Here is a 21212-nt window from a genome sequence, read left to right on the forward strand (position 1 = left end):
TTCTAGTAACGAGTGGGTTCACAGAACGTAAGCGCTTACCAATCAGGCGCTATCAGTGCTATGGCCTTCCTTCTTAATGTCACAACGTTTTGTTTAACGCTATCCGGGCTTTTCTTTGCCCACGCATTCCTGCAATCAGAAACCCTGATCCGGCATAGGATGCGAATAAAAGCAGGCTTCCTGTTGTTGCTTGTGGCCGTAACAGCCGCGCTGCTGAATCGGCTGATGGGCCGGTAGCCAGTAAGCAAGGGTAAAATCGGCAGGTTCAGTCTTTACGTTTTAATCGCTGTTGATCCGTTGCCGTTCTCAATCCCGTTCAGTATGCCGTATCGAATGATCCGTTTTTTGTTTTTCTTCTGGCTCATTGCAAGCCAATCTTTATGGGCACAACGCACATTTACAAACCCCATCAAGCAATCAGGACCTGATCCGTGGGTGTTGCAGAAAGATGGCTGGTACTATTACATGAACACGACGGGGAGCAACCTGACGCTCTGGCGAACCCGGAACATGGCCGATCTGGCTACCGCCGAGCAAAAGGTTATCTACACGCCACCGTCCGGCAAGCCCTATTCAAGAGAGTTGTGGGCACCCGAAATCCATTCGTTCAGCGGAAAATGGTACGTGTATTTTTCTGCCGACTCGCTTAATAATCTGTCGCATCGCGTGTGGGTGATCGAAAACGAATCGCCGGACCCCATGCAGGGGGAGTGGACCGTAAAAGGAAAAGTCGCGGACAAAGCCGATCGCTGGGAAATTGATATGTCAGTGATGGAGTATAACGGGCAGTTGTACGCGGCCTGGTCGGGGTGGGAGGGGACGACGAACGGGCGGCAGGATATTTATCTGGCCCGGTTGAAGAATCCCTGGACCCTGGACGGCGATCGCGTACGAATCTCGAAGCCTGACCTGCCCTGGGAGATGCACGGCGACGTACCGCAGGCCTGGCAACGTAACGGCGAAGTTCCTAAAATCTACGTGAATGAAGGCCCCCAATTCCTGCAGCATAACGGTAAACTGTTTATTGTCTATTCCGCCAATGCCTGCTGGCTGGACTACTGCCTGGGTTTGCTTACGTACAATGGACAGGGCGATTTACTTGATCCTCAAAGCTGGACAAAGAGCCCGCAGCCGGTGTTTGTGCAGGCACCGGAAAACAACGTATGGGCCCCTGGTCATGGCGGTTTTTTTCGCTCTGCCGACGGTCGAGAGGACTGGATGATTTATCACGCTAACCCGTCCGCTACGGATGGATGCGGCAACAAACGGGCACCCCACATTCAGCCGTTTACATGGAATGCTGATGGATCACCCAATTTCGGTAAGCCAATGCCTAAATCGCCGATGCCCGTTCCCGGCGAAGAATAACAGAAGCGACTGCTACGTAGTTAATCAGTCGCTGATCAGAAGGTCAGCATTACTTTTGCCAGTCTATTAACCACCATCATACTAATGCAAAAAATTGTTGTTTTTTCGGTCGTACTAGCTACTCTGATTAGTCTCAATGGCTGCAAGCAAGCCAATAAAACCGAACAAAAGGCCGCTGACTCCATAGCCGTAGCAACCGGTGATACGACGGCCATGTTAACCGCGAAATTACCTGATCCGACCGCCTTTGAAGGGACGGTTAAAGGCAGGAAGACCGGGCTGTACATCCTGAAAAACAAGACTATTCAGGTGGCTGTCACAAACTACGGCGCTCGCCTTGTTGGCCTGCTGGTCCCCGACAAAACTGGTAAAGTAACCGACGTTGTGCCTGGATTCACCTCACTCAAAGCCTATGAACAGGCGAATGAGCCATTTTACGGACCCATCGTTGGTCGATTCGGAAATCGGATTGCGCAGGGAAAGTTTATGCTCGATGGCAGGTCATTTCAACTTGAACTGAATAACAATGGCAATACGCTCCACAGCGGCCCAACGGGTTTTCATACGCAGGTCTGGGACGCTAACCAGACGAACGACCAGACGCTTGAATTAACGTATGTGGCCAAAGATGGCGAAGGTGGATTCCCCGGTACCGTGACAACAAAAGTGACGTATACGCTAACCGATGACAACGGCTTAAAAATTGATTATACCGCAACGACGGATAAAGCCACGCCCTACAATCCGACCAGTCATGGTTTCTTCAACCTCAATGGTGAAGCGAGTGGTACCATTAACGACCATGTGTTGATGATAAATGCTGATCGGTATTCGGTTGTCGACAAAGGGCTGATTCCGCAGGGAGAGCCGGCCTCCGTTGCGGGCACGCCATTCGATTTCCGGAAGTCCACAGCGATTGGCGCACGGGTCGATGAGAAGAACGAACAGTTAACCTTTGGTGGTGGCTACGACCACAACTGGGTCCTGAATAAGAGCGGAAATGGACTGGCGAAGGTGGCCGAAATAACGGGCGACAAGTCGGGTATCAAGATGGAAATTCTGACCACCGAACCAGCTTTGCAGTTTTACGGCGGTAATTTTTTCAAAGGAAATGACATGGGAAAATACGGCAAAGCCACTAATTTCCGCGAAGCTTTCGCTCTGGAAGCCCAGCACTATCCTGATGCGCCTAACCACCCAACCTATCCCAACACAATCCTGAAACCGGGGCAAACGTATCGTCAGACTACAGAATACCGTTTTTCGGTCGTCAAGTAAGACCTCAGCCACCAACCTGAACGGATTAAACCGTTTTTGGCATTTTGACGCCAGTAGGAATGACAAAAAAGAAGTCAAAATCGCCTTTACATATAGCTAGAAATGTCGCTGGCTGAATTTCATTGACGTCCGGTTGCGCTACGGCACATCAGGCATTTTAATTGTATCTTACAAGGTTAACTATGGTTTCTAAACCCCAACTCAGTATACCCCGATTGTGCGTAGCGCTATGCGTACTCGTCATTACGTTCATTGTTCCAAATGCCTACGCTCAGAGTGGACGTTGGTCAGCCGATAAAGCCAATGCCTGGTACGCCAAAGAGCCATTCCTGATTGGGGCAAATTACGCGCCTGCATACGCCATCAATGAACTGGAAATGTTCCAGGCCGATACGTTCGACCCGGAGGCCATCGATAAGGAACTGGCGTTGGCCGAAAGCATTGGCATGAACACCATGCGCGTGTTTCTGCACGATCTGCTCTGGCAGGATGCCACCGGTTTCACCAAACGACTCGACCAGTTTCTGGCAATCTGTGCAAAACACAGGATTCGGCCAATGCTCGTTCTGTTCGACTCCTGCTGGGACCCTCTGCCGAAGCTGGGCAAACAGCACGAGCCCGTTCCGGGAATTCATAATTCCGGCTGGCTGCAAAGCCCCGGTGCTGATGCCCTGTCGGACGTATCGCAGTACCCACGGCTGGAGGCCTACGTAAAGGGTGTGGTGAGTGCGTTTAAAAACGATCGACGGATTCTGGCCTGGGATGTCTGGAACGAACCCGACAACGCGAATGACAATAGCTATGGACAGAACCATACGATTAAAACGGAATTGCCCAAGGAGCGGAAAATTGCCATTATAACGAATCTGTTGCCACAGGTTTTCCAGTGGGTAAGGGCAGCCGGGGCCAGTCAGCCGCTGACGTGTGGCGTCTGGATCTATCGGGGACCAGAAGACTGGGGCAACCCGGCTAAGTGGACACCGATGGAAAAGGCACAGTTTGAGAACTCCGACATTATTACGTTTCATCAGTACTCGAAGCCGGCTGATTTGGAAGCGGTTATTCCAGTATTGCAGCAGATGGGACGTCCTGTAATCTGCACGGAATACATGGCCAGGGGCGTCAACAGCAAGTTTCAGACGCACTTGCCCATCGCGAAAAAAGCAAAAGTAGGTATGATCAACTGGGGCTTTGTAGCGGGGAAAACGCAGACCTTTCTGCCCTGGGATAGTTGGCAGAAGCCGTATATCAACGGCCGTGAGCCATCCGTCTGGTTCCACGAAGTGTTTAAGCAGAATCTGACGCCCGTTGATCCGGCTGAAGTCGCGGCCGTTAAACAGGCCGCTGGCAAATAGACAAAAAATAACTCCCTCGTCTAATAAACGAGGGAGTTATTTTTTGTACCCGTTTCTTACTGGGTATTTGTTGTATCGGGGGGCGTTGTAGGGTCCGGAGCCGGTGCCGTGGGGACGAAGGTTGAATCACCTACTTCCGTGGTTACCTCCGTTGAATCTGACTCGCTGCTACTTTCTTCGTCGCCTGAATAACCACAGTTCAGATACTCCTTGCTGATCGGAATGGTCGGTTTCGGAAATGGTCCCTGCAGGTTCTTGAATTTAGCGTCGGCATATACTTTTTCCAGGAACGTACCGACAATCGGCAGGGCTGTTTTAGCCCCTTCGCCGAGGTCCGTTGAGCGGAAGTGAATACTTCGATCGTCGCCACCGACCCAGGCCCCAACCACCAGGTTGTTCGACACGCCCACAAACCAGCCGTCGGAGTTATTCGAAGTTGTTCCTGTTTTGCCCCCCATTTCATGCCGGTTCTTGAACAGGTTGAACGACCATAAATTTTGTGAGGTACCACCGGATTCCTGCAAGCCGCCCTGCAGCATGTACCGCATTAGAAACGCGGTTTCTGCGCTGATAGCCCGCTTGCGCTGCGTTGTAAACGTTTCGATTACGTTGCCGTCGCGGTCTTCGATACGTTGTACAATGAGCGGTTCAATCGCTTCCCCGTCGTTAACAAAGGTGCAGTACGACGCCACCAGTTCATAAAGCGATACGTCTGATGACCCTAAGCCAATGGATGGAACTGCATCCAGGCGACTTTTGATGCCCAGCCGGTGGGCGTATTCGACTACACGTTCCGGCGTAACACGGTCGGTCAATTGGGCGGTAATGGAGTTAACCGACCGCGCCAGCGCCCGGCGCAGGGTCATGTTTGAGTAGGAGTAGTATCCGGTTGAATTACGGGGCTCCCAAACTTTATCTTCGCCGTTCTCGCGGTATTCTTTGCGGAATGGCCGATCCTGAATCCGATCGCAGGGGCTGAGGTTCACTAACGTATCGTCGATGGCCGCGGTGTATACGAAGGGTTTGAACGTTGATCCCGGCTGGCGCTTGCCCTGTTTAACGTGATCGTATTTAAAGTAGTCGTAGTTGAGACCGCCGACCCAGGCCCTGATGTAGCCGGTATGGGGATCCATGGCCACCATACCCGATTGCAGAAAGTGTTTGTAATAAGCGATCGAGTCGTAGGGCGTCATGCGTGTAGAGTCGTAGCCGCGTTTATTCGACCAGCTAAACACCCGCATCTTGTACTTGACATTTTTCATGTAGTACATGATCGAATCCGGGTACAGCGGTAAGAACCGGCGACTCAGGGTTTTATAGCGTTCGGTACGACGGGCGACCGAATCAATGAAACCAGGGAGTTCGTTGCCATCCTCGTCGGTCCAGGGGTTGCGCCCGCGCCAGTGATTATCAAACGTCCGCTGGAGTTGCTTCATTTTCTCGCTGGTAGCCTGCTCAGCGTAGGTTTGCATCCGGGAGTCAATGGTCGTTACAATCCGCAAACCATCTGTATAGAGGTCATAGCCGTTTTCTTCACCCCATTTTTTAACGTAGTCCTGTACTACGTTCTTCAGGTAACTGGCCGGACCTGAATAGGGGTTTTCGGGCGTGTATTCGGTAACTAACGGTAAGGCACTGAGCGAATCGGCCTGGGTCGCCGTCAAAAATTTATACTTGGCCATCTGACTCAGCACCACATTCCGCCGTTCTTTCGAGCGCTTGGGGTTTTTCAACGGATTGTAGTTCGTTGTTGCCTTTTGCAGGCCTACAAGCACAGCGCCCTCCTGAATGTTCAGGCTATCGGGTAGTTTATTGAAGAACGTCCGGGCCGCAGTTTTTAAGCCGAACGCATTACTGCCGAAGTCAACGGTATTGAAGTAATACGTAATGATTTCTTCCTTCGAGAAGTTGCGCTCCAGCTTAATAGCCATGAGCCACTCCTTCGATTTGTAAATGATTTTCCGAACAAACGGGATCCGGTTCAACAGGCCGGAATTATTCTTGCGACGAGTTTTGAACAGGTTTTTGGCGAGCTGCTGCGTGATGGTTGAGCCGCCCCCTTCGCTGCCGAGGTTAATGACCGCCCGGCCGATGGCGCGCGGATCAACCCCATTGTGTTCGTAGAAACGGGCATCTTCCGTAGCAACCAAGGCATTGATAAGCTGCTTTGGGATGTTCTCGTACTTTATGGGTGTTCGGTTTTCCGCGTAGAACTTGCCGATCATTATCCCGTCCTGTGAATAAATTTCTGAAGACTGATTGAGTTTCGGATTGCGGAGTTCCTCAACGCTGGGCATTTCGCCCGTCAGGTACAAAAAGTTGTAATTCAGAATAAAGACATAAGCGCCCAGGGCTAAGGCACTGTACAGCAGTCCCTTGGTTCCATTTTTCAGGTACGGGTAATACCAGGAGTCAGGGTCTATATACTGATGAACAAACGATCGAAGACGGTTGCGATACTGGTGGTACGTCTGTGCCCAGGAACTGACGCGTTCCTCACCGGCGATTCGAGCGGTTTGCCGATAGATTTGTCGGCCAACTCCGCGCCGAACGCTGCCGAGTTGCGTTCGGCGTTGTCGGATTCGTTGCCGAAACGCTCCAAAAGCGTGCCGGACAGCGCGGAATCGCTCCCTGTATTGACTCATGCGTTTTTAGTCGAAGAAGATCTTAGTCGTTACGTCTGGTACTGCTCAGCGGGGTTACCTGTCAGCGAAGACAACGCTAACCCCGTGGCATCAGCCTGGTAGACCTGGCCCCCTGGCTGACTGACCGGGCGAATATGCGCCGGGCGTCAAATATAACGTATTTTCGGCCGATCTGATATACAAAAGCCGGACAGTGTATACTGTCCGGCTTTTAAATTATACCGATTAGGTCAATAGAGAATAAGCAAAAACTGCTTACGATCAGGGGGCACCGCGAACGTATACGCGTTGTTATTTTTTCTCGAAGGACATTGCTACGCCATTCATGCAGTAGCGCAGTCCCGTTGGTTTTGGGCCGTCATCAAATACGTGACCAAGGTGGCCTCCGCAAACACTACAAACCACTTCGGTACGCACCATACCGTACGATTTGTCGGTTGTTTCCCGAACAGCACTCTTCGCGATCGGCGCGTAGAAACTTGGCCAGCCGGTGCCCGAGTTAAATTTAGTATCCGAGGAGAAAAGCGGGTTACGACAGCCAGCGCAGTAAAACACGCCATGTTCATGAATATCGTTCAGTGGACTGGTAAACGCCCGTTCGGTGCCATGTTCGCGAAGTACAGCGTATTGATCGGCGGTCAAAATCTTCTTCCACTCGGCATTGGTTTTAACCACGCGCCGACCCTGCGAGGGGGTATCGTCGGTGATCCGTTCCGATGGAGCAACGGCGTGATCTGGCACTGAAGGCCACGCACCAAGCAAAGCAATCCCAGAAATCAGCCAGACAGGCAATAGCAAAAACAGGGTATGTTTCATAGTTCGGTATCAGAAAATTCAATGAATGTTAATGACGTCTGTCCGGCAATTCATATTTGCCAGCGTATGCAGAAGACTTGACCAGCTTTATTTAGTGATCAGCCGACGTAATGAAAACAAGGAAAATTGAGCTTACGTTCAGGCGTCTACCGAAGCCATTGCGAGCAGGGTCGAGAGTGTAGGGGTGGGGCTTCCACCGCGTTTTTCGATGGTTACCGCAAACGCATCCGCGTGGTCGATCGGCCGGTTCAATCGCTGGATCAAGGCATTCGCAGCGCTGGCTTCGAACACGCCTGCATCTACCGGTTTGCCACCCACCAGCGACCAGAGCTGGTACTGCTGATTGGCGGGCAGCGGGGGCAGCGATTTAACCTCAACGGCTACCTCGTGCGTACGGGCGTTCCAGAAAACCAGCATGTTTCCCTGCGGAGCTTTTTCATTGCCGCGCAACTCCAGGGTTCGGGTGCCGGGCTGACTCAACAGCGCCAGGGACTGGTCTGTCTGGGTTTGACGGTCACGCAACTGACGAAGCTCCGATTGCATGGAACCGTTGGCCGTTCGAAGCGTGGCCAGCGTTTCCTGGCTGGTGCGTAGTCGGGAGAGCAGGAAAAACGAGAAGATCAATAATAATAACCCCACTGAAGCGGCCACCATCCAGGTGGTGCGAAACGTTGAGGATGAAGGACGGCTAACTGGCATGGGCCGAACAACAGTCTGCTCAGGCTCGTGAAAATCAAGTTGCTTCATCAGCTTTTCTTTCACGGATGCGGGTGGCTCAACGCTATACAGCTGGGTATATGATTCGAGCGCTACTGCTAACTGATCGAGTTCGTGCCGTATGTCAGGATAGATAGACGACAGGCACTCGACCTCCCGCCGTTCCTGGTCGCTCACCGCTCCCATAACGTAGGACTCTAAGATACCAGACGCTATATATTCTGTTACGTTCATGATTTAAATAATTGCTTTAACTCCTGCAACGCGGCCCGAATCCGGGTTTTTACGGTTCCCAGCGGCAGATTCAGCTCTTCGGCGGCCTCTTCGTGGGTGTATCCTCCGAAATAAACCAGATCAATTAGCTGTTTCCGTTCGGGCCTCAACTGCCCAACCACTTCCTGAATGCCAATATGGTCAGGGTTAGGTTGCTCAGTGTGATGCTGGCGGTCAACTATATGTACGTTATCTTCGTCGGTTCGGATTGCGCCGGAGGGTTGCGTTTTGCGGGCGCGTAAAGCATCGATAGCCGTGTTCCGGGCTACATTGAGCATCCAGGTAAACAAACGGCCTTTTGAGGAGTCATAAGCATCCAGATTCTTCCAGATTTTAACAAAAATATCCTGTAGCAGATCCTGAGCCTGTTCTTCATCGCGGACGATGCGCAGAACAACCCCGTAGAGGGCAGGCGAATATTGGTCGTAGAGCCACTGAAAAGCCTGCTGATCGCGCCGATGAAGCTTTTCGATCAAAACACTTTCCGAAACTAAAGAAGACTGGCGTTTCACGCAAACAGCGGTGTTAAGTGAGCCAAATATACTAGAAATTCAAAGAAGTAAAAGCCGACCCCAATGTCTGCCCAGTTTGGATAGAAAATGAAGATCCGATACTACACATAACTTCGTAAAATTCATAAACTAGTTCGGAGTGACCGTAATGTGCGACTAACGCGCAATCGGTCACTCCGGTCAGAATAAAGGGCTGTATATGCGAAAGAAACAGCGTCGAAGCGTCAGTTTAGTTGGTTAACGAAAAGCGGACGTACCACCTTTGGGCATCAGCACACTGCTTATGCCGTGTACTACGCCGTTCATCTGTTTCTGGTCGGTATCTTCAACGGTGGCGGTGTTGCCCTGTTCATCCGTTAACGTAACGCGGTCGTTAGAGCCGATCTGGGCCGTTAAAGTTGCGCCCGCGAGTGTTTTTAACTGCGCTTTGCCGTTGCCGGCTTTAATCTGCTGAGTCAATTCCGCTGCGCTCACCGACCCACTTACGACGTGATACGACAGCAACTGTTTCAGCGCATCGCGGTTGCGGCCTTCCAGCAGACTTCCCTGCACAGTAGTCGGCAGCTTTTTGAACGCGCTGTTCGACGGCGCAAATAGTGTATAGGGTCCGCTTCCCTTTAACGTCTGATCCATCTCCGCCGACTGTAGGGCGTTTTGCAGCGTTACGTAATTCGGCGACGACGCAATGAAGTCGCCGATGCTGGTGTTCCGTACGGTGCTGCCCGCTTTAACGGCGGGTTCTTCGGTCATGCGGGCACCCGTAACGGCCGCAGCAGTACCCGTTTTAGGGGCTCCGCTGTTTATGTCGCTCCGGGTGGTAGTGCCCGAGGTGCTGACGCTCGTACCCGATCCGCTACCGCCCGGCGTTGCTGTGGCGTTCGGGTTGCTGCCCGCTCCTGTTGGGGCATTGGTGACGTTGTTGCTGTTATAATTCGTTGTATTACTGTTATTAACGGCCGTACCGTTGCTGGTTGCGCTTTCGCGGTACTGACCATCGGATGGAGACGTACTGGAAGCACTTGTACCCCGTGCGTTCTGCTTCATCCGGTTCTGTTCGCGCTTCATCGCTCGTTTCTGACTCCGGGATGCCTTTGCGCCGGACGCAGAATCCGGAGCTACGGCACCAATTGGGTAACTCGATGGCGTTGCCGTGCCGGGTGGCGTTGTCTGCGCCCAGCTGACTGTCGTAAACAAGCCAACCTGTAGCGCTAGTGGGACAATAATTTGCTTGATTTTCATAACGTTGTCTTGTTTATGGCCTACTGAATTGTTCTCGTTTAACCGCATTTTATCTAAAAAGTTTAGTATAAGAAGCGCAGAGTTTCGACTGAGCCGGTAGATTTGTTGCTTCTCAACAAACCCTATTTTGGTGATATGCAGTCCATTCTTCCGTTACCCACGCAACCTGTAAAACCTGGTACCAGCACCGGTCAGCAATTCTGGCCGCTTGAATCGGCCGGTGATAAAAAAACAATTGACTCTTACTCACCCGCCGATGGGCAGCTTATTGCCCGTGTTCACGTATCGACGCGGGCCGATTATGACCGCGTTGTGGAAACGGCACAAGCCGCGTTTGCCGAATGGCGGCAGGTTCCGGCTCCGCGACGGGGTGAAATTGTGCGGCAGATGGGCGATCAGTTCCGACGCTACAAACGCGAACTAGGCACACTCGTGAGCTACGAAATGGGCAAGTCGCTGCAGGAGGGCCTGGGCGAAGTGCAGGAAATTATCGACATCTGCGATTTTGCCGTAGGGCAGTCGCGTCAGTTATATGGCTTGTCGATGCACTCCGAACGTCCCGCCCACCGTATGCTCGAGCAGTGGCACCCGCTGGGAATCGTCGGCATCATTTCGGCCTTTAACTTTCCCGTAGCGGTCTGGTCCTGGAACGCCATGCTTGCCTGGGTGTGTGGGGATGTCTGCATCTGGAAGCCGTCGGAAAAAACGCCACTGACCGCCCTGGCCTGCCAGCAGATTATCGGCGACGTACTACGTAATAATGACATTCCCGAAGGAGTATCGTGCCTCGTTACGGGCGGGCGCGACGCGGGCGAATGGCTCGCTCGTGACCCACGTATCGCGCTGGTATCGGCGACCGGCAGTACGCGGATGGGGAAGGCGGTTGCCGAAACGGTGGCTGGCCGAATGGGAAAGAGTCTGCTGGAATTAGGCGGCAACAACGCCATTATCGTTTCGGAACATGCCGACCTGGAGCTGGCTATTCCGGCGATTGTATTCGGGGCGGTGGGTACAGCCGGGCAGCGCTGCACCACAACCCGCCGACTGATTGTGCAGGAACGTATTTATGACGACGTAAAGAATCGACTTACGAAAGCCTACGCCCAGCTACGTATTGGCAATCCGCTGGATGAATCCTTCCACGTTGGTCCGCTGATCGATCAGGCTGCCGTCAGGAACTACCAGCAGGCCGTTGACGAGATCAGGCAGGCGGGTGGTCGGTTTGTGGTTGAGCCGGGCGTGCTGGATGGGCTGGGGTTTGAGTCGGGCTGTTACGTAAAGCCCTGCATTGCCGAAGCCGAGAACCAATGGCCGGTAGTGCAACGGGAGACGTTCGCGCCAATTCTGTATTTGTTGAAGTATACTACGTTGGAGGACGCCATTGCGCAGCAGAATGCCGTACCCCAGGGTTTATCGTCCGCTATTTTTACCCTCAACCTGCGGGAGGCTGAGCGTTTCCTGTCGATGACCGGTTCGGACTGCGGCATTGCCAACGTCAATATCGGTACGTCGGGGGCTGAAATAGGCGGTGCATTTGGGGGCGAAAAAGAAACGGGTGGTGGCCGCGAATCGGGTTCCGATGCCTGGAAAGCCTACATGCGCCGACAAACCAACACCATTAACTACGGCAACACGATGCCCCTGGCGCAGGGCATTACGTTTGAGCTATGAGCATACATAAGCAGCAAAAGATAGAAAGCAGACGCCCGGTACAACATATCGGGGCGTCTTGCTGAAAGAGTAATGTAGGCTAATTCAGTCACTATTTTCTCATACCACTACCGCTTTGTAGTGCTCCCCTAAACTTGGACAGTAGTGATAAGTGTAAAACCAATAACTTAGACCTACAAAATGTCCAACCATGGCCAAAATAACTCGGCGTGCTCACGACGCCCAATTCAAGACCAAACGGGGCCGCCCGGCGGTGGTCTTGGAAACATTAAAGGGGCACAGAACACTGGCTCAACTCAGCAGCGAATTTGGCATTCATCCCACCCAAATTACCCAGTGGAAACAACAAGCCTTAGAGGGATTACCCACTCTGTTCAATGGGCCGGCAAATCCGTCAATTCCCGACCACGAACGGGAGCAGATCGAAGCCCCTTTGTTTCAACAAATCGGGCAACTCAAAGTCGAGAACGATTACCTCAAAAAAAAATTACGAACCAGTTAGTCGGTGATCGAAGACAATTGATCGATCCTACTCATGATCGGTTAAGTATTAGCCAACAGTGTGACTTACTGGACATCGCTCGCGCCAGCTACTACTATCAGCCCTTGGGTGAGTCAATAGCGAACCTGGCGTTAATGGCACGGATCGACAAACTCTTCACTGACCGGCCAGAGCTGGGCGTTCGCCGAATGCAGCAAGAACTAACCACAGCAGAATTTCCCGTAAATCTCAAACGTGTACGGCGGTTGATGCGGCTTATGAGCCTGGAAGCGATCTATCCTAAACCAAATTTATCAAAGCCTGCTGAAGGGCATCAAATTTACCCTTATCTATTAAAGGATGTGGCTATTGAAGGGGCTAACCATGTTTGGTCAACGGATATAACATACATTCCCATGGCCAACGGCTTCTTGTATTTATGTGTAGTCATTGACTGGTATACCCGATTTGTGCTGAGTTGGCGTTTATCGAATACTTTATTAGTTGATTTTTGCCTTGATGCTTTACAGGACGCGCTGAAGCAATGGGGTAAGCCTCAGATTTTTAATACTGATCAAGGTAGCCAATTTACCAGTCCACTTTTTTTAGCCCCCTTGCAAGCGGCTGGAATACAAATCAGTATGGATGGCAAAGGACGAGCTATCGACAATATTTTTATCGAGCGACTGTGGCGAACAGTCAAATACGAACATATCTATTTACATGCTTACCCAGACGGTTTAGCTTTGGAACGCGGTTTAGCGAAGTACTTCCATTTTTACAATTATGGTCGTAAACACCAGTCTCTGGCTTACCAAACCCCAGCCCAATGGTATATTGAGGGTGGAAAGGGGAAGAAAAATACAATTTCTCAGACGGCTGGTATCATCTTAAATTGACCCGCTAACTGTCCAACAGTTGGGGAGCACCATCCTTAGTCAGTTTGGAATGAATTCATTTGCAGGAAGCAATCTAAACAAATTTCTTTACGAGTCAGTAAGCCATAATTCTTAATTAAAAGGCAGCTTACGAGACCGTACTGAATCAAAAGTAGTTGGTAATCAAGAAAATATAGTTCCGCGATTTTGCGTACATTAATATGTTGGGCGGGATGCTGTTCTGGCTACGCGCTCCCCTTCCTGTTCTGGCACGGCTTGCAGTAGCGGTACGGGTCGGCCTGGTGCTGGCGCTAGTTGTAGACACGGTAGGGACAAGCCCGTAGGGTGCTGGGCACGGTCGGCACGAGTGGGTGGTGGGAGGAGGGGTTATAAACTTTTCCTAGAAAACTAATGATATATAATAACAAGTGGTTCGCATTAAACACAACTGCAAAGTAGGTAAATTTATATATTGCGCGGACCTTGTCAGTGAATATGGAACAAAGTAAAGACTTTTTGTCACCTAAATTAGAGGGCGAGCGATTCGAGGATCATGCTCTTCCTCTAAATATACTTGAGGACTTCTCTGCGTTGGAGGAATTAATCGTTGAGGTGGCTAAAAAGATATATCTAGAAGAAAACCCCGGCAGGAAGCGCGTGCCTAAAGGATTCACAGACAATGTGAGCCTAAAGCTAACAGGCATTGATCCAGGTAGTGCCATACCTAAGTTTGCGATGGTGACCTTTATTGCATCCGCATTACTAATCGATGCCAATCCCGAGTCTATGACTTACTTTGAAAAGGCAAGGGACAGAGTCGTCGAAGTAGTTAGCGATGCTAATAAGGGCACCTTTAATCCTAATTTATTGGATGTAAAGCACCTGAGTCTATTTAACAGGATTGGCAAAAACTTGTTAGATGGAGAATCTATGGACTTGTCTCCTAATCACGATAAATCTGCAATCCTAAATAAATCTGTCAGAAAACGCATACTGTTGTCTAGGAATGAAAAGTATGAATATTCTGATACTATTTCGGTCAATGCCTCTGTTACTGCTTTAGACAAAAAGCATAATACTTTTACGTTAGATATTGAAGGAAACGCCGTTACGTGTAACCTGGAAAATGCGCTTGATTTTTATGAAACAATAGCGTTAGGTATTCAAGAATATGAAAGTAATACCTTGCTTTCTATCAAGGCAACAGGTATATTTAATGAGCAGGATAAGTTAATTAGAATTGAAGGAATTGAGTCAATGGATATACTAGATCCATACGACGTGAACGTAAGACTTAGCCAGTTGTCGAAGATAGAAGACAACTGGTATGAGGGCTTTGGCAAGGCTCCAGGTTCCGCTTTTTTAAGACAGTTTGGAGAGTATTTTTCTTCGTATTACAACACAAAACTCCCACTGCCGGCAATATTTCCTACTCTTGAAGGCAACATTCAATTAGAATGGAGCCTTTCTAAGGCTTCAATAATGCTTGAAGTAAGCAAGGAAGAGTTCTCTTCTGAGCTTATTATTTCAAAGCCTGATGATACTATTGAAGAGTTGACTTTCGCCCTGAATAGTCAAGTTGGCTGGGTAATTCTAAATGACAATATTAATGCCGTAATTTAATGCAAGACAACACTTTACTACACAGACAAGTCCACCCGAATTTTGTACAAAACAAAACAGTTTCTACACAAGCCTTTTTACAGCAAGAAGATGTTTCGTCCCTGTCCTTTACTCCAAAAAGGGACGACAATAATTTGCTGTCTGTGTACAATGGAGATAAGTTTACCCCGGAGCAGTCTTACAGCCATTATACACAAAAATTTATATCATACGGCGTTCTTTCTATTAGTAAATCTGAATGCGAATCTATTGAGCCGCTGACCGCGAATGAGGACAACGATCCTTTTGATGGGCACTCTCACATTGATTTTTCAAAGGTTGAAAGTAAAGGAAAAATAAAAGTCAAAGCGCAAAACCTTAGAGATATTGCAATAAAGCGGGGATGGGCTTATTTAGGAAATAATACGTAGCGTCCCAGCCTAATTCGCTTTACAACACCCCACCAACCACCTTATCCAGCACCGCCCGTTGCTTGTTCTCATCCATCGGCGGCATAGCCTGAATCTGCTTCATCATCTGCCGTTCTTGCTTGGTTGGCGGCTTTTGTACTCGTTTACGTTTCATATTGATTGTTTACCCACGTTGGGCACGGGGTAGCCATAGAGTTGCTTGAGATAAGTGAGTCATTCAGGCACGGTCAGCAGTTGCCTTGGTCGTGCTCTTTGCGAAGGCACCCAACATGCGAAGTGTGTCAAGGCTCGCTGTCGCTCACCAGCACACTTCGGGGCGTTGGGTGGACACAACAGTGAAAACAACGTAGTGGTCAGGTTCCGGTTGACAGGCCGCACGGCTCGACAGGTTGGCTTTAGATCTCCATTTCGGGCTCTCCAGCGACAGAGGGAACGCCCCGGATGGGTAGGCTTCGGCTCGTTAGGCGGTTTCGGTTGACACAAGAAACGTAGCCTTCGACACGAGAAACGTAGTAAAAAGGAAACTTTACAGCCGCTCAGACCGTAACAAGGAGTTTCGTGCTCGGCATAAATCGGCTCTGTACGTTGTCCAATGTCTAGTTTTTCACTTAGTTATCTGGTTTTTTGAAACCTTGTAATCTAGCCAAATATATAATTGTAGCAAATTTGACTACTGATTGACGTCGATGACGGTAGCAATACTCTAACAAGCTTCTGCTCTTATATTCATCATGTAATTCCCCGTCTAGCTCACATAATGATAAATAATACTTAGAACCTATATCTAGCGTAAAAGTATCTGCTATAGCTAATGCAACTCGATACCAATTTTCATAACTAGTTGTAATAGAGAGATTTTTTAACCTTAAGTACCTAATTATAGAACTGATAGTATGCCTATCACGTGGATTATTTCTATTTAGAGTATCATGATAAGCGCGTTTTTCGCTGATTTTGTATTCTATATTGGCTGAATTTAATCGACTCACAGTTGAGCTAAGAATATTCTGACAGGGGTAAACATTATAGTCAAATGCTTCACAAGTTTCTTTGATCAAAATATTGTTATCATGGGAATAGAAACATAATCTACAAATGTCGCTGCCACTTTTATCTATAGAAATTTGATAAAAATTTTGAAAATAGGCAGCTAAAGAATCAAAACACATCTTGTGTTCTTTAAAGGTGGAGCATACAGGTAATAAAATTTTCAAACCTTTCCCAGAAGGTGATTCCCATAATGCATAAATATGTTTGTCTCTTGATATGTTAGATTTGGCAATTTCCAGTTCAGCTGTGTTAAGGCTGTCTATATCTAGTACCATCATACTAGAGTAATTTAGTAACTCTGCATTTTTACGCTTATCACCAAATGTGCCACTAAAAGTTATAGCGGGTAGAAGTGATTTTAGTCTTTTGTAAGATTGCAAGTCATTATCGGCTAAGGCTTTTCTGCAAGATTTTATCATGTCACCATAATTGCCGTTTTTTATTCTTTCTAGTGCTTCTCCGACTGTAATTTGCTTACTTTCAGAGCCATACATGGATTCATATTGAGAAATGATGGTTTCTGATAAATTTTTCATCTGATGCTATTGGATTTAAAGTAGCAGATGGTAGTTTTGAATGTGGAGTAGTGAAGGGGGCTTTATGCACCAAGTATAGGCGGGTTTAATCATTTGGTTTTGTAGGGCCACCGTCCGTTAATCTCTACAGCTGAAAAATGTCAGAATTTTCGTATCCAACAATTTAGTTCCACTACTCCACATTTTATCTTAATATGTTGCTAGAAGACTACTTTAATAGGGAAAACATAATTCATCTTCTTTGTAAATATAGGGTTAAAGCAGCCAAAAATAGCCATAAAGCTCATCTACTAAGAGAAATAAGTTCCTCTCAATATGCGAAAGATAAAGTAGAAAGGGGTATAATTAATAATCAGGAGATTATATCACTATTACCTCCTAGGCGCCAATGGATAAGACCTGACAAAAATTCAAGAAACAAGAATGATTCACAAAATATAGTAATAAAATCAATAAAGAAAAAAATATCAAAAACACAAAAAATTCACCTAAACGATCCTAATAAGATTAAACCAGTATGGTTTACAAGCTTAATAGAGTTTGTGGATGAAATTTTACAGTGCATTAATAATCCTACTATATTTTCGATTAATGAGCCAACCATAAGGCCAATAAAAAAAGACGAAAAGAAAAGGATTTCTGAATGTAGAGCTCTATCATTATATAGTTTAAGAGATAGAATTATAATTAGTTTAACAGCAAAATATTTAACAGATTTATTTGATCCTTTTTTCCTAGACTGTTCATATGCTTTCAGATCAACTAAAGAGAGAACTGTTTCGCATCATGATGCTATAACAAAAATATTAGAGTATAGAAATGAAAGCGCAGTTCACTTATGGGCGTCGGAATGTGATATAATGAAATTTTTTGATTGTGTAAATCATGAAGTAGTGTTGGAGAGTTTAGATTTTTTAGTGAAAGAAAATAATATTAAGTTAGACAATAGAGTTTTAACGCTTTTCAAAAGTTATCTTAATTCTTATTCTTTCAACGAAAACGTATATAAAAAGAATAACACTAGATATTTTATTGATTTTGGACTTCAAGGGTGTTGTTTCCCGTGGCCAGTAGAAGACTTAAAAATTGATTTTTATGAGAATATAGATATATACAGCCAGAGAATAGGGGTGCCACAAGGGGGAGCAATATCTTGTTTTATTGCTAATCTAGTGATGGATAGTGTAGACCAATTAGTCATTAATGAAAATAGCGATAGCAAGTTATTGTACGTACGTTTCTGCGATGATATGATTATATTACATCCAGAAAAAGAAAAGTGTGAGAAAGCATTAGATAGATATGAAAAAGCCGTTTTTAACCAAAAACTTTTAGTTCATCCAGCTAAGCCTATTACCAATTACTCAAAAGAATTTTGGGATAAGAAGATCAAGTCAAAAAAGCCTTACAAGTGGGGAAATAGTCGTAATACTGATAACATACCTTGGATATCTTTTGTTGGTTATCAAATTCGATATGACAATAAAGTAAGAATTCGTAAACATTCTTTAGATAAAGAAATAAATAAGCAAAGGAAAGAAATTAATGAGATTTTAAAAGTCTTAGAACAGAAGATAAACAATTACTATCCCGAGAATGAAAGCGTTGATGTTAATAGTATATCTCGTAAATCTATTCATCAGCAAGTACATGCTGCGCGGAGTAGATTAATTAGTATGTCTGTAGGTAGAGTTAAGTTGCATAATAAGGATCAAAAATTCGGATTATGTTGGACAAATGGTTTCAAATCATTGAATGATAATTCTATTGTCAAAAGTCAGTTAAAGAAGCTAGATAGGAGTAGAAGTAAACACCTGTTCTTATTAAAGAAAAGATTGAGTAAACTAACACAGAAACCGTCAAATGTTAAAAGTAAAAATTCTTTAAGATATTATGGGGCCCCTTTTAGTTATCATTACTTTCTTTATCGGCTTAACAAATAAATTTTGATTTATACAGGCGGACTATGGCTCTATCAAATTAATTGACATGAATGCAGTAAATTATTAATTCGCTTCGCGTGGGGTAGCTCTCCGTCGACAGGGAGCCCGTCCCGCAGGCGAGTTGGCAGCCCAACCTCCGCTGACTGCGCCCACGCAGACACGCACAAGAACGCATGAGGCCAGCAAACCGCCCCTGGCCCTATATTCACAAAGCTATCAGTAGCCCCTTCGGGGGAAGATCGTCCCTTTTTCTGGTGCTAAACAACCCGGCCAACCTCCCGATCCGGCTATCGGCCATCTACTTCCCCCAGAAGTGGATGCCCTGAACACGTCACTGGTGGAACGGCCCTGCCGTTACCCCGTACATCCTACTTATGTCTCGAGAGGATAGCCCGCTGATAGCCTTTTGTAAACCTGCTAACCCGTTTCGACTATGAACCAGCAGACCCAAGACTATCGCAAAATGCCTATCGTCCACCAGCAGGTAGCGGGCGTGGACATCGGCTCCCAGTTTCACGTAGTCGCCATCGGAGACGATCCAACACAGCACGTTCAGCAGTTTGGCGTATCGACCAAAGAACTCTTCCGATTAGCCGACTGGCTGCGGGGACACGAAGTCAGGCACGTAGCCATGGAAGCCACCGGGGGCTATGAACGACCACTGGTGAACGTCTTGCAGGAGGCCGGTTTCGACGTTCTGGTGACGGCCGGGGCCAACACCAAGAACTACCGCCGGTTCAACGGGGCCGCCCGCGCGGTCCGACACCTCGGATGCCATCCACATCCGTACCCTCCACAGTTTGGGTCTGTTGCCGCCCATCTTTCTGCCCGACGAGTTTTCGACATTGATTCGTCCCTTAGTACGGTTGCGGAGAAGTCTGGTCGAAGATGCTGCTGATTACATTCGGCGTATTCAGAAGGCTCTACGGGCGGGTAATGTGCGCCTGGATGCAGTTCTGACCGACACCAATTCGGTCTCCGGTCTGCGGATCATTGCCGCCATCTGTCAGGGCCAGGAGGACCCGGTTGAATTGACGGCTTTGGTGGATGGTCACTGCAAGAAGAAGCCCACCGAAATCATTGAACTGCTACGGGGTAACTGGAACGGGGCCATGCGTTTTGAAGTCCGCAGCAACTATCGGCTCTATCTGAATCTACAGACCGAAATCGCCGAATTGGACAAAGAACTCGATCAGCATTTTACTGACCATACGACGGGATTGGAGCAGCCTCAAGCCGTGGCCGACCCGACAGTAGGCCGTCAGAAACTGCGTCAGTCGCGCAACACGCCCCGGTTGTCCATCGAGCAGTATGCTCATAAACTGCTGGGCGTTGATTTAAGCAACATACCGGGCTTTGGGCGGGATGCGCTGCTGACGTTCATGGCTGAAGTGGGCGAGTCGATCAGCAAGTTCCACTCGGCCAACGCCTTTGCCAAGTGGTTAGGCTTTACGCCCAATAATAAAGCGTCTGGTGGCAAGGTACTGTCCCGCAAGACGTTGAAGAACAAATCAACGTTGCCTAACACGTTCGCTTCGGCGATCCGATCGGATGGTGGCTAATTCGTTAGGTAACATGAAAAAACCGAATCCGATGACAGCGTTTTTTCAGCGGATTGCATACCGGGCTGGCCGAATTAAGGCCATCACGGCCACGGCGCGGAAGTTGGCGGTCGTGGTTTACAAAATGCTCACGACGGGTGAGGCCTATGAGCCAACCAAATTGATGCGGGATGCGGCTCAGGTGAAGCAGCAACAGATTCGGCAGATGAAGAAAAAGCTGGTTAAGTTTGGCATCACAGGCACAGATTTGGGTCTTTTTACTAACTTAGGGGTAGCTTGATAATGAGCAAGTTAGGAGGCATGCGTACATCCAAACGGGTGTGTAAAGGTTGGTAGTTGTTGCAGTTTAGGGACGTAGCGCCCTCATCCATCAGCCCCTGTGGGTGTTGTACGAGATGCTCCCTACCTCCCCTTGCTTTTGTCCTATTTTTTGGGTTGCTTGCCACAGCTGCTAAGCGAGCTTCCCGCTGTGGCAAGCAACCCAAAAAATGCACGGTCAACCGCTTCAGCCCATCCCCCGGACTGGATGGATGAAAACGGCCACCAAGCTGTCGGTCGAGCCGGTCGACCATCGATACAACATGGCAAGGGTGTACACTCCCTGTCGGTCGCGTCAGCCCTTGCCGATGTTAGGTGCTCACCTAAGCAGTGCGTTTTCGGCGGCTCTGGTCGACAGATCACATTTGATTGTCAAACAGTTTTTTATGGTTGCATCAGTCTGGCTCCGGTCGACAGGCCAAACCCGGTGACAGGACAGCATGAAAAGCCCTCTTGACAGTTCAATCCACAACACCCTACATCTAACAAGCCAGCCGATCAATAAAACCGCTTGACTGGAAGTGGATTAGTGGCGTA

At 48.3% G+C, this 21212-nt stretch carries 21 protein-coding genes; 14 read left to right on the plus strand and 7 right to left on the minus strand.

Going from position 1 to position 21212, the window contains the following annotated elements; translation table 11 throughout:
• The first annotated feature begins 60 nt into the window (after window positions 1-60).
• From ACYVBJ_RS27805 to ACYVBJ_RS27820, 4 genes are all read left to right on the plus strand, one after another.
• Window positions 61-237, plus strand: a complete 177-nt coding sequence (locus ACYVBJ_RS27805) for a hypothetical protein (protein WP_460985560.1) — start codon at window positions 61-63, stop codon at window positions 235-237.
• Between the two features lie 84 nt (window positions 238-321).
• Window positions 322-1368 (plus strand): glycoside hydrolase family 43 protein, encoded by a 1047-nt coding sequence (locus ACYVBJ_RS27810; protein ID WP_460985561.1) that lies wholly within the window; start codon window positions 322-324, stop codon window positions 1366-1368.
• An 84-nt stretch (window positions 1369-1452) separates the two neighbouring features.
• The gene (locus ACYVBJ_RS27815) at window positions 1453-2646 is read left to right on the plus strand and encodes an aldose epimerase family protein (RefSeq protein WP_460985562.1); all 1194 of its coding nucleotides are present in this window, start codon (window positions 1453-1455) and stop codon (window positions 2644-2646) included.
• 182 nt (window positions 2647-2828) lie between these two features.
• Window positions 2829-4001: a glycoside hydrolase 5 family protein gene (locus ACYVBJ_RS27820; RefSeq protein ID WP_460985563.1), complete on the plus strand. Its 1173-nt coding sequence runs from the start codon at window positions 2829-2831 to the stop codon at window positions 3999-4001.
• Window positions 4002-4057: 56 nt separating this feature from the next.
• On the opposite strand, the gene ACYVBJ_RS27825 is transcribed toward ACYVBJ_RS27820, so the two are convergent.
• The 5 genes from ACYVBJ_RS27825 to ACYVBJ_RS27845 all read right to left on the minus strand — a co-directional run bounded on the left by ACYVBJ_RS27825 (window position 4058) and on the right by ACYVBJ_RS27845 (window position 10203).
• Window positions 4058-6646, minus strand: a complete 2589-nt coding sequence (locus tag ACYVBJ_RS27825) for a penicillin-binding protein 1A (RefSeq protein WP_460985564.1) — start codon at window positions 6644-6646, stop codon at window positions 4058-4060.
• Window positions 6647-6937: 291 nt separating this feature from the next.
• Window positions 6938-7462 carry a peptide-methionine (R)-S-oxide reductase MsrB gene (msrB, locus tag ACYVBJ_RS27830; protein WP_460985565.1) on the minus strand — a complete coding sequence of 175 codons (525 nt, stop codon included), beginning with the start codon at window positions 7460-7462 and terminating at the stop codon, window positions 6938-6940.
• Window positions 7463-7600: 138 nt separating this feature from the next.
• Complete coding sequence (locus tag ACYVBJ_RS27835; RefSeq protein ID WP_460985566.1) at window positions 7601-8413, minus strand: anti-sigma factor; 813 nt, start codon at window positions 8411-8413, stop codon at window positions 7601-7603.
• Window positions 8410-8964: an RNA polymerase sigma factor gene (locus tag ACYVBJ_RS27840; protein ID WP_460979996.1), complete on the minus strand. Its 555-nt coding sequence runs from the start codon at window positions 8962-8964 to the stop codon at window positions 8410-8412. The genes ACYVBJ_RS27835 and ACYVBJ_RS27840 overlap by 4 nt, the downstream gene beginning before the upstream one ends.
• 237 nt (window positions 8965-9201) lie before the next feature.
• A complete protein-coding gene (locus ACYVBJ_RS27845; protein ID WP_460985567.1) occupies window positions 9202-10203 on the minus strand; it encodes a fasciclin domain-containing protein in 1002 nt (333 codons plus the stop codon).
• Window positions 10204-10338: 135 nt separating this feature from the next.
• Here ACYVBJ_RS27845 and amaB point away from each other — a divergent pair, with 135 nt between their 5' ends.
• The 4 genes from amaB (at window position 10339) to ACYVBJ_RS27865 (ending at window position 15266) form a co-directional block, all read left to right on the plus strand.
• On the plus strand, window positions 10339-11874 hold the full coding sequence (amaB, locus tag ACYVBJ_RS27850) for an L-piperidine-6-carboxylate dehydrogenase (RefSeq protein ID WP_460985568.1): 1536 nt from the start codon (window positions 10339-10341) through the stop codon (window positions 11872-11874).
• A gap of 190 nt (window positions 11875-12064) precedes the next feature.
• A protein-coding gene (locus tag ACYVBJ_RS27855) for an IS3 family transposase (protein WP_460985569.1) occupies window positions 12065-13254 on the plus strand; the annotation gives its coding sequence in 2 pieces (ribosomal slippage) (window positions 12065-12374 and window positions 12374-13254; 1191 coding nt in all).
• A gap of 474 nt (window positions 13255-13728) precedes the next feature.
• On the plus strand, window positions 13729-14856 hold the full coding sequence (locus tag ACYVBJ_RS27860) for a hypothetical protein (protein WP_460985570.1): 1128 nt from the start codon (window positions 13729-13731) through the stop codon (window positions 14854-14856).
• Window positions 14856-15266: a hypothetical protein gene (locus ACYVBJ_RS27865; protein WP_460985571.1), complete on the plus strand. Its 411-nt coding sequence runs from the start codon at window positions 14856-14858 to the stop codon at window positions 15264-15266. Before ACYVBJ_RS27860 ends, ACYVBJ_RS27865 begins: the two co-directional genes overlap by 1 nt.
• Window positions 15267-15285: 19 nt before the next feature.
• Here the strand turns inward: ACYVBJ_RS27865 and ACYVBJ_RS27870 are convergent, their stop codons facing one another.
• Together ACYVBJ_RS27870 and ACYVBJ_RS27875 are read right to left on the minus strand one after the other, a co-directional pair.
• The gene (locus tag ACYVBJ_RS27870; RefSeq protein WP_460985572.1) at window positions 15286-15420 is read right to left on the minus strand and encodes a hypothetical protein; all 135 of its coding nucleotides are present in this window, start codon (window positions 15418-15420) and stop codon (window positions 15286-15288) included.
• A gap of 454 nt (window positions 15421-15874) precedes the next feature.
• Window positions 15875-16852, minus strand: a complete 978-nt coding sequence (locus ACYVBJ_RS27875) for a BT4734/BF3469 family protein (protein ID WP_460985573.1) — start codon at window positions 16850-16852, stop codon at window positions 15875-15877.
• A gap of 194 nt (window positions 16853-17046) precedes the next feature.
• On the opposite strand from ACYVBJ_RS27875, the gene ACYVBJ_RS27880 reads away from it, so the two are divergent.
• The 6 genes from ACYVBJ_RS27880 to ACYVBJ_RS27905 all read left to right on the plus strand — a co-directional run bounded on the left by ACYVBJ_RS27880 (window position 17047) and on the right by ACYVBJ_RS27905 (window position 21106).
• Window positions 17047-18795, plus strand: a complete 1749-nt coding sequence (locus tag ACYVBJ_RS27880; protein ID WP_460985574.1) for a reverse transcriptase/maturase family protein — start codon at window positions 17047-17049, stop codon at window positions 18793-18795.
• Between the two features lie 173 nt (window positions 18796-18968).
• The gene (locus ACYVBJ_RS27885) at window positions 18969-19121 is read left to right on the plus strand and encodes a hypothetical protein (protein ID WP_460985575.1); all 153 of its coding nucleotides are present in this window, start codon (window positions 18969-18971) and stop codon (window positions 19119-19121) included.
• 107 nt (window positions 19122-19228) lie between these two features.
• Window positions 19229-19693 carry an IS110 family transposase gene (locus tag ACYVBJ_RS27890; RefSeq protein ID WP_460985576.1) on the plus strand — a complete coding sequence of 155 codons (465 nt, stop codon included), beginning with the start codon at window positions 19229-19231 and terminating at the stop codon, window positions 19691-19693.
• A complete protein-coding gene (locus ACYVBJ_RS27895) occupies window positions 19641-20357 on the plus strand; it encodes a transposase (protein WP_460985577.1) in 717 nt (238 codons plus the stop codon). The genes ACYVBJ_RS27890 and ACYVBJ_RS27895 overlap by 53 nt, the downstream gene beginning before the upstream one ends.
• A 13-nt stretch (window positions 20358-20370) precedes the next feature.
• Window positions 20371-20637, plus strand: coding sequence for a hypothetical protein (locus ACYVBJ_RS27900; RefSeq protein ID WP_460985578.1), 267 nt, complete (start codon window positions 20371-20373; stop codon window positions 20635-20637).
• Between the two features lie 208 nt (window positions 20638-20845).
• The gene (locus ACYVBJ_RS27905; protein WP_460985579.1) at window positions 20846-21106 is read left to right on the plus strand and encodes a hypothetical protein; all 261 of its coding nucleotides are present in this window, start codon (window positions 20846-20848) and stop codon (window positions 21104-21106) included.
• Window positions 21107-21212: the final 106 nt, after the last annotated feature.

Source organism: Spirosoma fluminis (assembly GCF_054778895.1).

Coding starts and splice junctions, on each gene's coding strand:
- msrB (WP_460985565.1), bottom strand. CDS start 7,462: ATGAAACATACCCTGTTTTTGCTATTGCCTGTCTGGCTGATTTCTGGG.
- ACYVBJ_RS27880 (WP_460985574.1), top strand. CDS start 17,047: ATGTTGCTAGAAGACTACTTTAATAGGGAAAACATAATTCATCTTCTT.
- ACYVBJ_RS27870 (WP_460985572.1), bottom strand. CDS start 15,420: ATGAAACGTAAACGAGTACAAAAGCCGCCAACCAAGCAAGAACGGCAG.
- ACYVBJ_RS27815 (WP_460985562.1), top strand. CDS start 1,453: ATGCAAAAAATTGTTGTTTTTTCGGTCGTACTAGCTACTCTGATTAGT.
- ACYVBJ_RS27835 (WP_460985566.1), bottom strand. CDS start 8,413: ATGAACGTAACAGAATATATAGCGTCTGGTATCTTAGAGTCCTACGTT.
- ACYVBJ_RS27860 (WP_460985570.1), top strand. CDS start 13,729: ATGGAACAAAGTAAAGACTTTTTGTCACCTAAATTAGAGGGCGAGCGA.
- ACYVBJ_RS27825 (WP_460985564.1), bottom strand. CDS start 6,646: ATGAGTCAATACAGGGAGCGATTCCGCGCTGTCCGGCACGCTTTTGGA.
- ACYVBJ_RS27875 (WP_460985573.1), bottom strand. CDS start 16,852: ATGAAAAATTTATCAGAAACCATCATTTCTCAATATGAATCCATGTAT.
- ACYVBJ_RS27820 (WP_460985563.1), top strand. CDS start 2,829: ATGGTTTCTAAACCCCAACTCAGTATACCCCGATTGTGCGTAGCGCTA.
- ACYVBJ_RS27885 (WP_460985575.1), top strand. CDS start 18,969: ATGAGGCCAGCAAACCGCCCCTGGCCCTATATTCACAAAGCTATCAGT.
- ACYVBJ_RS27865 (WP_460985571.1), top strand. CDS start 14,856: ATGCAAGACAACACTTTACTACACAGACAAGTCCACCCGAATTTTGTA.
- ACYVBJ_RS27890 (WP_460985576.1), top strand. CDS start 19,229: ATGAACCAGCAGACCCAAGACTATCGCAAAATGCCTATCGTCCACCAG.
- ACYVBJ_RS27845 (WP_460985567.1), bottom strand. CDS start 10,203: ATGAAAATCAAGCAAATTATTGTCCCACTAGCGCTACAGGTTGGCTTG.
- ACYVBJ_RS27810 (WP_460985561.1), top strand. CDS start 322: ATGCCGTATCGAATGATCCGTTTTTTGTTTTTCTTCTGGCTCATTGCA.
- amaB (WP_460985568.1), top strand. CDS start 10,339: ATGCAGTCCATTCTTCCGTTACCCACGCAACCTGTAAAACCTGGTACC.
- ACYVBJ_RS27805 (WP_460985560.1), top strand. CDS start 61: ATGGCCTTCCTTCTTAATGTCACAACGTTTTGTTTAACGCTATCCGGG.
- ACYVBJ_RS27900 (WP_460985578.1), top strand. CDS start 20,371: ATGAAAAAACCGAATCCGATGACAGCGTTTTTTCAGCGGATTGCATAC.
- ACYVBJ_RS27905 (WP_460985579.1), top strand. CDS start 20,846: ATGCACGGTCAACCGCTTCAGCCCATCCCCCGGACTGGATGGATGAAA.